Below are 12,120 nucleotides of genomic sequence, written 5' to 3'. Positions count from 1 at the left end.
ACTGCTGAAGCGAAGATACCCTGAATAAAACCGACCAGTTCTCAGACCGGTTCGGTTACGGCCTGATCAGTCCGAACGGCCCCACTCGGCCGTGCGCTTCGGGCGGTCGGTGATCGCCTGCACGTCGATCGGCTCGTCCTTAGCCTCGAGGGCCTCGAGCGCGGCCGAGGCGCTGGCGGGCGTCGAGAAGTAGGTGATCTCCTCCTCGACGGCGACCTCGAGCAGGTCGCGGTCGCGGGAGACGATGAGGTCGACCTTCCCCTCACGGACGGCCTGAGCGAGGTCGACTTCCTCGCAGAGGTCGAAGTACTTGGTGAAGCCGTCGACCAGTGCCTCGCCCTCCTCGGTCTCCGGGTCCGGGAACTTGTCGGCCGAGAGGTCGATGATCGCGGTGCCCGACTCGGGGATCGGCTTGCCCGTCGCGTCCTGGGCCTTGTCGTAGGCCTTGCCGAAGGTGTCGGCGCTGCCCATGACCTCGCCGGTGGACTTCATCTCCGGGCCGAGACGCGGGTCCGAGCCCGGCAGGCGGTCAAAGGGCAGGACGACCTCCTTGATCGAGGTCTGCTCGGGGATCTGCTCCTCGATCGCGAGGTCCGCGAGCGTGTTGCCGGCCATGACCTTGGCGGCGATCTTGGCGATCGGGACGCCCGTGGCCTTCGAGATGAACGGGACGGTACGCGAGGAGCGCGGGTTCGCCTCGAGGACGTAGACCTCGCCGTCGCGGACCGCGAGCTGGACGTTGAGCAGCCCGACGGTGTCGAGTGCGGTCGCGATGTCCTCGGTGACCTCGCGGACGCGCTCTAAGGTGTCGTCGTCGAGCGAGCGCGGCGGGATCATACAGGCCGAGTCGCCGGAGTGGACCCCCGCGGCCTCGACGTGTTCCATCACGCCGCCGATGAGCACGTCCTCGCCGTCGGCGACGGCGTCGACGTCCAGTTCCACGGCGTCGGCGAGGAAGTCGTCGACCAGGATCGGCTTGTCCGGGCTGACGCGGACGGCTTCCTCGATGTAGGTCTCGAGTTCCGCGTCGTCGTAGACGACGTCCATCGCGCGGCCGCCCAGCACGTAGGAGGGACGCACGAGGACCGGGTAGCCGATCTCGTGGGCGAGTTCCATCGCTTCCTCCTCGCTGTGGGCGGCGCCGCCCTCGGGCTGGGCGATGCCCAGTTCGTCCATCAGAGCGTTGAAGCGGTCGCGGTCCTCCGCCAGGTCCATCGCCTCGACGCTCGTACCCATGACCTCGCAGTCGAGTCCGCGGCGCTCGAGTTCGTCCTCGAGCGGTTCGCCGATGTTGACGGAGGTCTGGCCGCCGAACTGGACCATCACGCCGTCGGCGCCGGTCGCCTCGGCGACGTCGGCGACCTCCTCGGCGGTGATCGGCTCGAAGAAGAGGCCGTCGGAGGTGTCGTAGTCGGTCGAGACGGTCTCGGGGTTGTTGTTGACGACGTGGGCCTCGATGCCCATGTCACGGAGCGCCTGAACCGCGTGGACCGAACAGTAGTCGAACTCGACGCCCTGTCCGATGCGGATCGGACCGCCGCCGACGACGATCACGCTCTCGATGTCGCGGTCGACCTCGAGTTCGCCGGCCGCGGCGTCGCCCTTCAGCGGCCCCTTCTCGAACTCGTTCTTGCGCGCCGAGTAGTAGTACGGCGTCTCGGCCTCGAACTCGCCGGCGCAGGTGTCGACCTGCTTGTAGGTGCGACCCGGCACTTCCTGTTCGACGGCGCCGACGTCGGCGCCCGCCGCGGCGGCGATCGTCGCGTTCGTGTGACCGGCGATCGCGGCCTCGGTGAAATCGCCCTCCTGGGCGGCGACCGTGGCGTCGGCGATGCGCTTGAAGCGCTCGGTGTACCACTCGTAGATGTCCGTCAGCTCGCAGATCTCGTCAACCGTGTAGCCGCGTTCGAACGCCTCGAACATGGCGTAGGGTCGGTCCGGTGACGGACGAGCCAGATACTGCTCCTCGAGTTCCTCGTCGCCGACCTCGTTCCAGTCGACGTCGGGTTCGTACTCGGAAGAGCGCAGCGCCTTGAGCAGCGACTCCTCGAAGCTGCGGCCGATGGCCATCGCCTCGCCGGTCGACTTCATCGCCGTCGTCAGTTCGAAGTCGACGTCGTCGAACTTGTCTTTGGGCCAGCGCGGGACCTTGGTGACGACGTAGTCGATCGCGGGTTCGAAGGCGGCGGTCGTCTCGCCGGTGATCTCGTTTTCGATCTCGTGGAGGCGCTTGCCGAGCGCGACCTTCGCGGTCACGCGGGCGATCGGGTAGCCGGTCGCCTTCGAGGCCAGCGCGGAGGAGCGGGAGACGCGCGGGTTGACCTCGACGACGCGGTACTCGCCGCCGGGGGTGCCGTCGTCGCGCCAGGCGAACTGGATGTTACAGCCGCCCTGAATGCCGAGTTCGCGGATGACCTCGAGCGCGGCGGTGCGCATCTCCTGGTGACCCTCGTCGGGGACGACCTGCGAGGGGGTGACGACCGTCGACTCCCCGGTGTGGATGCCCATCGGGTCGATGTTCTCCATGTTGCAGATGATGATACAGGAGTCGTCGGCGTCGCGCATGACCTCGTACTCGTACTCGACCCAGCCCGCGATGGACTCGGTGATCAGCACCTCGCTGTTACGCGAGAGGCGCAGGCCCTTGCGAACGCGGCGCAGCAGTTCGTCCATCTCGTGGACGACGCCCGATCCCGAACCGCCCAGCGTGTATGTCGTACGGGCGATGACCGGCAGTCCGCCGACCTCGTCGACGGCGGCCTGAACGCGCTCTTTCAGGCCCTCCTCGGTCATCTCCGAGACCTCCTCGCCCTCCTCGAGCGAGATGGTCGTCGACCGCGGGACGGGCTGGCCGATCTTCTCCATGCGCTGGCGGAAGAGATCGCGGTCCTCCGTGGCGTAGATGGTGTCCAGCGGCGTTCCCATGATCTCGACGTCGTACTCCTCGAGAACGCCTTCCTCGGCCAGTTCGGCCGTGACGTTCAGGCCGGTCTGGCCGCCCAGGCCGGCGATGACGCCGTCGGGCTGCTCCTTGCGGATTATCTCGGAGATGGCCTCGGTCGTGATCGGCTCGATGTAGACGCGGTCGGCCATCTCCGGGTCCGTCATGATCGTCGCGGGGTTGGAGTTGACGAGGACGACGCGGGCGCCCTCCTCCTGCAGCGCCCGGCAGGCCTGTGCGCCGGAGTAGTCGAATTCGGCTGCCTGTCCGATCTGGATCGGGCCGCTCCCGATCAGCAGAATCGTGCGTCCGTCCCCTGTCTCGCCCTCGCTTGGCTGGTCCGTACTCATTTCTCTTGTTCGTCCGGAGTTCGCACATCGTAATAAGCCCCACGATACAGTACGAATCTCGAAATGGCTTTTCGAAATTCGAACCCAACCCTCGATACGGGTCGTCGACGGCGCGACCCGTCGTGCCGTTTCGACGGAAATTACCCATATTTTATCTCATTTCCGGCGCGATCCGCTCTGGCGTTTCACGGATCAGCGTCCGTCTGCGCCCTCCGTCTCGAGGTCGACAGTTCGGCGATCGGGTGAGCGAGTCCGCGCGCGCCGGCCGAATCGCTTATCGTGGCCCCGTTACTGTTCGGACGCAACGAGATGGTCGACGCCGGACGCACACGTTCGATGCTATCGAAAGCCGTGCTGTACGTCGATCCCGACGAGACGGCTCGACGACGGCTGTCGCGCGACCTCGCGGCCGGCGCGGCCGACGCCGCGATCGAACTCGAGGAGGTAGCGACCGCGGGCGCCCTCCGCGACGCGCTCGCGGACGGGTCGAGCGCGTACGCCTGCGTCGTCACCGAATACCGCCTCGACGATCCGGAGACGGACGCGCTCGCGCTGTACGATTCGCTGCGAGCCGACGGACTGGCGACTGCCCCGTTTCTCCTCTACACCGCCGACGGAAGCGAGACGCTCGCCAGCGAGGCGATCACGGCCGGCTTCTCGGGCTACGTTCCGAAGGGACGGACTGATTCGGTCGAGCGACTCCGCGAGCAGTTGCAAACCGTGGGCGGACCGGACGCGAACCGAGCGGGCCGCGCTCGGACGGACCAGCGGGCGGCGCCGCGGGACCCGAACCGAGAGTGCGAACGCGAGCGGGACCTCGAGCGGTACCGAACGGTCGTGGAAACGGTCGGGGACTCGATGTACGTGCTCGACGAGTCCGACCGCATCGAGATGGCCAACGAAGCCATGGCCGACGCGTTCGAGACGACGCGCGACGAACTCCTCGGCCGGCCGGTGGACGACTTCGTCGCCGACGAAGACGCCGGCCGCATCCGCTCGACGCTCGAGGCGGTCCGGGCGATCGACGGTCGGACGTGGAAGACCGTCGACCTGACCGTCGAAGTGGCCGACGGAACGACCCGCGACGCCGAAGTCAACGTCGCGCCGCTGGTCGACGACGGAACGCTGACGGGGAGCGTCGGCGTGATCCGCGACGTCTCCGAGCGGACGAAGCGCGAGCGGCGGATCAGACGGCTCCACGACGGGACACGCCGGCTAATGGCGGCGACCGAGACCGACGAGATCGCCCGCATCGTGACCGAAATCGCCGCCGACGCGCTCGATCTCGATCTCAACTCCGTTCACCTGTACGAGCCGAACGTGCTGACGCGATCGGCGGCCCGCGCCCCCGGCGAGAGCGAGCCGGCCGTCGGCGACGGTTCGCCGGACGCGACCGACGAGGAGCAGGGCGGACTCGTTCCCGTCGCCATGAGCGACCGCGTGCTCGAACTGTTCGACGGGATCCCGTCGAACATCGAACCCGGCGGCGGGATCGCCTGGGACGCCTACGAGGCCGGCGAGGCGATCGTCCACGGCGACGTCCGGCAGGCGCCGAACGTTCGCAACCCCGAGACGCCGATCCGCAGCGAGGCCCACGTTCCGCTGGGCGATCACGGGGTCTTCATCGTGAGTTCGCTCGAGACTAACGACTTCGATCCGGAAGCGCTGACGCTGGCGCGGATCCTCGCGGCCAACGCTGAAGCCGCCCTCGACCGCGCCGAGCGCGAGGGCGAACTCGCGGAGCACGGCCGCGAACTCGAGCGCCAGAACGAACGACTCGAGGCCTTCGCCAGTACGGTTTCACACGACCTCCGAAACCCGTTGACGCTCGCGACGGGCCACCTCGAACTCCTCGCGGGCCGGATCGACGGCGACGACGAGATCGACCGCCACGTCCAAGAGCTCGAGTGGGCCCTCACCCGAATGGACGAGCTTGTCGAGAACGTCCTGACCTTAGCTCGGAGCGGCCGGCGGTTGACCGAGACCGAGCCGGTCGACCTCGCCGCCGTCGTCGAGCGCGCCGACCGAACGGTCGAGGGCGACCTCGAGGTGGTGTGTGACGGATCGCTGCCGACGGTCGACGGCGACGAGGAGCGGCTTCGGGTCCTCTTCGAGAACGTGTTCCGTAACACCGTGGAGCACGGTTCGACGAGCCCTGTCTCGCACGCTCGTCAGGACGACGGAAGACACACCGCGTCTTCCGAGCCCTCGGTCGCCGATGCTCCCGAGGACGCCGTCGAACACGGTTCGACGAGCCCTCCGTCGCAAACTCAGGAGGACGCTGTGGAGCACGGCTCCGCGAGCCCCGGCTCCCAGGGGACCCAGGAGGATCTCGACGAAGAGACGACGAACCGCGGCGAACGCGTCGGGGGGACCGTGACCGTCACGGTCGAGTCAACCCTCGAGGGGTTCGCGATCGCCGACGACGGGCCCGGAATCCCGCCCGGTGAACGCGACCACGTCCTCGAGTGGGGGTACAGTACGGACGCCGAGGGAACCGGCTTCGGGCTGGCGATCGTCGCCGAGGTCGTCGAGGCCCACGGCTGGTCGGTCGCGGTCGAAGAAAGCGACGCGGGCGGGTTGCGGTTGGCCGTCTCCATCCCGTCGTGACGGATCGGGCGGGCCGCTATCGGACGCGGCTCGCCAGAAAACGGGACCCGGGGCCGTTACAGCGCGCGGTCGTGTTCGCTCTCGAACTCGCGCTGGCGGCGGTACTGGTCGACGAACTCCTCGACGTCGAACTCGAGCATCTGGGTCTCGAACTCGGAGATAGCGGTGTCGTCGTCGGCGTGGCTGACCGCGTGTTCCATCAGTTCGACCACCAGTTCGACGACGATCTCGTGGAGCCGCCGGGCGTCGAAGTCGGTCACCCACAGCATCGCGTAGCCGACGGCGCCGTCGTCGCTGGCGTCGTAGGTGCGGACCTTCTCGGGAAACTCCTCCATGACGACGCCAAGCAGGTGGGGCGTGCCGAACTCCTCGAACTCGTCGGCCGGCTCGATCGTCTCCCGCAGGACGGCGACGAGCGATTCGGGGAAAAAGCGCGAGGGCGGGTGGACGTCCGTGACGACGGCGTGGGACGCGCCGCAGGGACAGGAGTACTCGCGCATCCCCAGATCGATCTCGTGGGGGTCGATCGAGTTGCCACAGGGAAGCTCGAGGTGCCGGTCGCCGCCGGATCCCGGGACGCGGGGCTCTGCCATTGCTCCTCATTGGGGGGGACGAGCCAAAAGGGCGACGACTCGAGGCGTGTGCCGACGGCCGCAGTCGCCGACCGAAATCTTTCACCGGCGCTCACTCGGGCCGGCGTAGGGCGAGGCTGTACATCTCGCCGGCCGACTCCGAGCCGATCGCTTCGACGAGGGCATCGGCCCGTTCGAGCAACGCGGCCCCCAGTTCCGAGTCCGCGGGGAGCGCGTCGACCCGCGAGCGAACCACCTCGGCGTGGGCCTCGAGATGGCTCGCGGTCCACGGGACGGGGTCCAACAGCATTCGGTGCCGATCGACCGTCCACCCGTAGCCGGCGAACAGCCGACCGAGCGCTTCCGCCGGGTAGAAGGTCACCATCGGCGCTCCGTCGGCGAGCTGTGCGGCCGCGTTCTCGAGAGCGAAGAGGTCGCGAACGGCGGCCTCGTCGGGCAACGGCTCGTAGTCGTCAACGAGGAGGTGACAGCCCGGCGCGGCGACGCGGGTCAGCTCGCCGGCGATCGCATCGAGGTCGGCGGGCGGAACCACGTTGAACAGCCCGTGTGCAGTGATCACCTCGACGGCGTCGTCGGGAAGGGGGAGCGCCCGAAGGTCGGCCTCGAGGACGGCGAGTCGATTGCGCGCTCGTCTCGAGTCGTCGTTGCCATCGTCATCGGTGGGCGATCGGACGCGCTCGAGCGTGGTCTCCGCGTGCGTTCGATCGTCGGTCACGGCGTAGACCCGCGCCGCGCCGTTCGCGAGCAGCCCCGCCGTCGCGTTGCCGACGCCGGCGCCGGCTTCCAGACAGACCGCGCCCTCGATCGGGCGGTCCTCGAGGGCGGTCGTGACGGTGCGTGGGACGTCCATGTGGTCTCGCGGGTCGGCTCGCCGTCGGGGGCGGTTCAGTGGTGGAGCTGTTCGGGGACCGGGCTGTCGTCGTGTCGTGCTTCCTCGACGAGCGAGCGCTGTGCGCTCTCGGCCATCCCGTCGTACCGGGTGGCGGCGTCGAGCACCATCGCGACGAGCTTCGGATCGCCGGGCGAGACGACGGTCGAGAGCCCTTGCGACGCGGCGAAGTCGAACCGTTCGCGGATCTCGTCGGGCGTATCCACCGGCTCGTACCAGTTGGCGTACGGCCGATCAGCTTCGGGCAACTCCTCGGTCGGGGGCCACGACCCCTTCGCGAAGGCCTTGATCCCGAGCGTACCGATCCCCGCCTCGTCCGCGCGCTCGAGGACGGCCTCGTAATCGTGGTCGTCGTCGTCCTTCGCGGCGACGACCGGATTCAGGGGGAACATCACCGTTGCGAGGTCGTCGATCCGATCCATCGCGTCGAGGATGAGTTGGGGGTTCCCGTGGCTCGTGAGGCCGATATCGCCGATCAGACCCTCCTCCTTGGCGTCGCGAAACGCCGCGAGCGCGCCGTCGTCGCCCGTGATCTCCTCGAGTTCCTCCTCGTACTCGAGGCCGTGGACCTGATAGAGGTCGATGTGATCGACGCCGAGCCGATCGAGCGAGCGCTCGAGTTTGCGGCGCGCGCCGTCATAGTCCCGCTCCTGGGTCTTGCAGCCGAGGTAGATCTCCTCGCGGTGCTGGCGGAGTTTGGGACCGAGCTTGCGTTCGGCGTCGCCGTAGGTCGGCGCGACATCGAAGTGGTTGACGCCGCGGTCGAGAACGAGTTCGACCATCTGGTTCGCGCCCTCCTGCTCGAGCCAGTTGAGCGCGATCGCACCGAAGGTCGCAATCGTGCTTTCGTGGCCGGTCGGGCCCAAGTCACGCGTTTCCATACCAGTCCATTGGCGAGGCTGCACATAAGTCACGGGCCATCGGCAGCCCGATTCGGCCCGCGTGAGTAGAACGAGTGAACGAAGCGAGACGCCGCGATCGGACCGAATCCTCAGGGCCAGTCGTCGCGGACCGGTTCGGCGTCGTCGTCGCCCGTCTCGGTGTTCGCGGCGATGATCCAGTCGGCCGCCTCCGCGGCGTTCTCGACGTCCAAGTACTCCCAGTCGACCTCGTCGGCGAGCTGTTCGTCCTCCTCGGTCGAGCCGATGAAGACGTACCGGTCGGTGTCGAACTGGTCTTTGACGCCCTCGAGGCTCTCGGCTTTGCCACGCGGTCCGGAGAAGAAGTCCTGTCGGATGCGGTTCTTCCGGGTGAAGTTCGTCACGACGTACGTGGGTTTCTCGGAGACGACGCCGATGTACTCCGTCCAGCCTCTGGCGTCTTCGAAGACGCTCTCGGGCGAGGCGAGCTCTTTCAGCGCCTCGAGCTCGAACGCCAGGGTCATGTCGCTGTCGCCGTTCATAGGTCACCGAAGGCGCGCACGCGGGAAAACGACTTCGATACTTTCGACGGAACGGGAGCCGCGGATTCGAGCGACGAGCGGCAGTCGGTCGTCAGCGCGACCGCTCTGGCTCGTCGGAACGAGTCGCGAACGGCTACCGCCGGCAGGAACGAAGAAACGACCGCGAAGAGACCGCAACCGGACCGACCGGCGGGTCAGGCGCTACTCGAAGTACCGTTCGTAGATCGAGTCAGCCGTTCGAAGAGCCAGCGCCTGCCCGGTGTGGGTCGGATTCTGTCCACCCAGGCCGTTGGGGATCGCGCTGTGGTCGCCGACGAACAGCCGGTCGACGTCGAAGGCCTCGCCGCCCTCGTCGATCACGCGGCCCATCGACATCGTGCTGTGGATGTGGATGAGATACGGCGCCATGTTCGTCCGGTGGACGTGCTCGGCCCCGGCGGCCCGCAGGAGCTCGGAGCCGGTCCGGGCCAGCGTCTCGCGTTTCACGTAGTCGGCCTCGCTGGGCTGCCACTCGATCTTCGCGAGGTTGCCGTTCTGGTCCTCGTCGTCGCTCAGGCTCACGCCGTTGTGCTGGAGCGGCTCGTCGTCGATGCTCAGCAGGAGCGTGACCGTCCGCCGCCAGTCGGCCATCTTGTCCTTCAGCTCCGAGCCGACGAGTTGACCGTGGGTGTCCCACGGCTCGCCGTCGGTGTCGTTGTCCGCCGCCAGGCCGACCGCGCTCGTCCCCATCATCGCGCCGTGCTGGGACGGCGCGTTGCTGACGACGCCGATGATCCCCTCCTCGAGTTCGACGCGGCCGCCCCACGGCTGGCCGACGTGGGGATCGATCGCCCGCTCGCCGACCAGATCCTCGAGTGCGTCGGGCTCGAAGACGCCGTGGACGGCGTCGAACCAGTGGTGGGTCAGCCCCTTGCCGACCCAGCCGTTGTCGGGCAGGCCGGAGTTGAGCCAGAGCCGCGGCGTCTGCAGGGAGCCGGCGGCCATGACGACGACGTCGGTGTCCATGCTGCCGGTCGTCCCCCGCCACGTATCGCGGAAGTCGACGCCCGTCGCTTCGCCGCCTTCGGTCCGGACGTTGGTTACGACGGTGTTCGGCCGGATCGTCACGTTGCCCGTGTCCAGCGCCTCCGGGACCCAGCTCACGTTGCTCGACTTCCGAGCCTTCTCGCGGACGGGGGCGCCCCGCGGTGACGACGCACCGCGATAGTGATCGTTGGCCAGCGTGCTGCCCTCGACCTCGGGGTAGGTGAAGGGACCGTCGTAGTCTTCGTCCTCGAGTTTCTCGTCGGGCTGGGAGATCAGGCTCGGCGTCGGCCGGTAGCTCGGGAGGTCGTCGTCGGTCACGTTGAGCCCGTCGTTCAGGCCGAGCCCGAGCCGCTCCGCGCCCTCGTAGAGCACGGCCTCCTTCGTCGCCGTCGCGCCGGGTCCGAAGTCGAACTTCTCCTCGATGAGCCGGTAGTAGGGCACCAGATCGCCGTACTCGATCGGCCAGTCGTCGGTGTCGTTGACCGACGGGACCGTCGTCCGCGGGTGGTTCGCGTAGTAGTGCAGCGTCGTGCCGCCGACGCCGCTAACCTGATTGACGGTGAGGTCGCCGCCGGTCTCGAACTCCCAGGCGCCCTGCGTGCGATCGGCGGGGCCGAGGCGGAGCTTGCCGGCCGCGGAGTTGTTCATGTCGTCCTCGAGGCCGTTGAACTGCCGGTCTAAGAGCTCCCCGTTGAGGTCGTCGGGGTCGGAGCTCTCGGTCGCGCCGGGCTCCTCGTGTGGCCGGGGCCACTTCTCGTTGCCGTGCCACGGGCCCGCCTCGATGATCTGTACGTCCAGTCCGTGTGCGCCGAGCTGCCACGCGAGTGCGGGGCCGTCGCCGCCTGCGCCGATTACGATTACGTCGGTATTACTCGTCATTGTGTCTCACTTCCAGTCGTTGTCGTCGAACGATTCGATCGGGGCCTCGTGGAGTCCGGCGTGGCCGTCGGCCGGCCCGGGGTAGCCCGTCTGTCGGTGACCCTGCACCGCGCCCGCGGGAGTTTCCAGGTCCCGGTCGGCCATCGGCTCCGTGCCGTCTTCGTACCCCGACCACTCGGAGTAGTAGCCGTACGCGGTCAGGCTGAGCATCGATCCGGAGAGCTTCTTCGCCAGAATCGCCTCCGGAAGGATCACGTCGGCGACTGTCTCCAGCGAGTCGTAGGAGTCGATCACGAACAGCAGACACTGGACCCGGTCGATCGGCGCGAGGAACGTGAAGAAGCCGCCGCCGGCGAACTTCCGTCTCGGCCGGATGTTCTTTCGGTTCCCGCCGCCGAGCACGAAGACCAGCGCGTAGAGGTCGAGCACGGTCGCGTGCAGCGTCGCCAGGGGCAGTTCCGACTGCTTGTTCGTCATCTCCTCGATCGAGCCGTCCCGCGAGGCCGTCTCGACGGTCAGCACCGAGTCGCCGTTGCCGACGACGCGAAGCTCGAGTCCGGCCAGCGAGCCGAAGACGTCGGACCGGGACATCCCCAGGTCCGACTCGGTCGAGAACCCGAGTTCCGACTCGAGCCCCGCGACCAGTTGCTCGAGCCCGTTCTCGTCGGCTGGCAGGTCGACGCGAAGTGCCTCCCGGTCGGCGCGACCGTCGTTGCGGTCGTCCTTTTCGCCGTGTCCGCGTCCGCGTCCCTTTCCACGGCCTCGTCCGCGACCGTTCCCGCGGCCGCGGCCGCGCTTTCGGCCCGGAGCGCGGTCGCGCTGGTGGGACTGCCCGGTCCCGTGTTCGACGTTCCAGATCAGGTACTCCTCGAGATCGATCGCGAGCGCGCCCGGTTCCTGCACGCCGTCGCGCTTCGGCGTCTCGGGAATGATCGCGTCGACGATCGATCGGTAGGTCTGTCGCGTGTGCTCGTCGATGTCGATTTCTTCTTCCCACCAGCCCGCGGCCGCCGCGGGCAGCGAGAGCCCGGCGATCCCGGCTGCACCGGTGGCCCCCAGCATCAGCGAGCGCCGCGACACCGCGGGCGACTCGCTCGAGCCGCCGGCCGGCCTGTCGATCTCGTGATTCGATACCGCTCGTTCGTGTTCGCTCTTGTCTCTCATTTACTGCGTTCGGTTCCGATCGCGTTTCCCACGTCTGTGCCCCCCATGTCGTTCCGCGTTGCTGTCCTCAGTGCGTTCTCCCCACCCCCCGCAACTGCTGTTACCTCTCCTTTTGATGGCAGTCTTATAATGTTTATTGCCGAAGTGAATTTCAATACTACTGATAGCTGTTACCAGCATTTTTATACATAGTTAGATTCAGCTATCCGCGTCCATCCGTGAATGAATCCCGGTCATCGTCGATACCGTCGGCAGAACGAGGGAGT

At 67.6% G+C, this 12,120-nt stretch carries 8 protein-coding genes; 1 reads left to right on the top strand and 7 read right to left on the bottom strand.

The window, feature by feature from the left end:
• Window positions 1–66: 66 nt before the first annotated feature.
• A complete protein-coding gene (gene carB / locus C477_RS07245; protein ID WP_008893805.1) occupies window positions 67–3,291 on the bottom strand; it encodes a carbamoyl-phosphate synthase large subunit in 3,225 nt (1,074 codons plus the stop codon).
• A 336-nt stretch (window positions 3,292–3,627) separates the two neighbouring features.
• On the opposite strand from carB, the gene C477_RS07240 reads away from it, so the two are divergent.
• Window positions 3,628–5,901 (top strand): hybrid sensor histidine kinase/response regulator, encoded by a 2,274-nt coding sequence (locus C477_RS07240; RefSeq protein WP_049914398.1) that lies wholly within the window; start codon window positions 3,628–3,630, stop codon window positions 5,899–5,901.
• A 56-nt stretch (window positions 5,902–5,957) separates the two neighbouring features.
• Here the strand turns inward: C477_RS07240 and C477_RS07235 are convergent, their stop codons facing one another.
• From C477_RS07235 to C477_RS23810, 6 genes are all read right to left on the bottom strand, one after another.
• Window positions 5,958–6,494, bottom strand: coding sequence for a DUF5815 family protein (locus tag C477_RS07235; RefSeq protein ID WP_008893803.1), 537 nt, complete (start codon window positions 6,492–6,494; stop codon window positions 5,958–5,960).
• Window positions 6,495–6,585: 91 nt separating this feature from the next.
• Entirely contained in the window at window positions 6,586–7,344 is a 759-nt protein-coding gene (locus C477_RS07230; RefSeq protein WP_008893802.1) for a class I SAM-dependent methyltransferase, read from the bottom strand.
• 35 nt (window positions 7,345–7,379) lie between these two features.
• Window positions 7,380–8,264, bottom strand: a complete 885-nt coding sequence (locus C477_RS07225; RefSeq protein ID WP_008893801.1) for an aldo/keto reductase — start codon at window positions 8,262–8,264, stop codon at window positions 7,380–7,382.
• Window positions 8,265–8,374: 110 nt separating this feature from the next.
• Complete coding sequence (locus C477_RS07220; RefSeq protein WP_008893800.1) at window positions 8,375–8,785, bottom strand: DUF7124 domain-containing protein; 411 nt, start codon at window positions 8,783–8,785, stop codon at window positions 8,375–8,377.
• Window positions 8,786–8,986: 201 nt separating this feature from the next.
• Window positions 8,987–10,690 carry a GMC family oxidoreductase N-terminal domain-containing protein gene (locus tag C477_RS07215; protein ID WP_008893799.1) on the bottom strand — a complete coding sequence of 568 codons (1,704 nt, stop codon included), beginning with the start codon at window positions 10,688–10,690 and terminating at the stop codon, window positions 8,987–8,989.
• Window positions 10,691–10,696: 6 nt separating this feature from the next.
• Window positions 10,697–11,854, bottom strand: coding sequence for a hypothetical protein (locus C477_RS23810; protein WP_008893798.1), 1,158 nt, complete (start codon window positions 11,852–11,854; stop codon window positions 10,697–10,699).
• Window positions 11,855–12,120: the final 266 nt, after the last annotated feature.

Origin of the sequence: Haloterrigena salina JCM 13891 (assembly GCF_000337495.1) — an archaeon.
GTDB classification, from domain to species: Archaea; Halobacteriota; Halobacteria; order Halobacteriales; family Natrialbaceae; genus Haloterrigena; species Haloterrigena salina.
The sequence above is the reverse complement of the archived record's forward strand: the minus strand, read 5'-3'. Positions and strand labels throughout refer to the sequence as shown.

What these genes read in the sequence shown, in the direction of transcription:
- carB (WP_008893805.1), bottom strand. Translation starts at nt 3,291, where the DNA reads ATGAGTACGGACCAGCCAAGCGAGGGCGAGACAGGGGACGGACGCACG.
- C477_RS07240 (WP_049914398.1), top strand. Translation starts at nt 3,628, where the DNA reads ATGCTATCGAAAGCCGTGCTGTACGTCGATCCCGACGAGACGGCTCGA.
- C477_RS07235 (WP_008893803.1), bottom strand. Translation starts at nt 6,494, where the DNA reads ATGGCAGAGCCCCGCGTCCCGGGATCCGGCGGCGACCGGCACCTCGAG.
- C477_RS07230 (WP_008893802.1), bottom strand. Translation starts at nt 7,344, where the DNA reads ATGGACGTCCCACGCACCGTCACGACCGCCCTCGAGGACCGCCCGATC.
- C477_RS07225 (WP_008893801.1), bottom strand. Translation starts at nt 8,264, where the DNA reads ATGGAAACGCGTGACTTGGGCCCGACCGGCCACGAAAGCACGATTGCG.
- C477_RS07220 (WP_008893800.1), bottom strand. Translation starts at nt 8,785, where the DNA reads ATGAACGGCGACAGCGACATGACCCTGGCGTTCGAGCTCGAGGCGCTG.
- C477_RS07215 (WP_008893799.1), bottom strand. Translation starts at nt 10,690, where the DNA reads ATGACGAGTAATACCGACGTAATCGTAATCGGCGCAGGCGGCGACGGC.
- C477_RS23810 (WP_008893798.1), bottom strand. Translation starts at nt 11,854, where the DNA reads ATGAGAGACAAGAGCGAACACGAACGAGCGGTATCGAATCACGAGATC.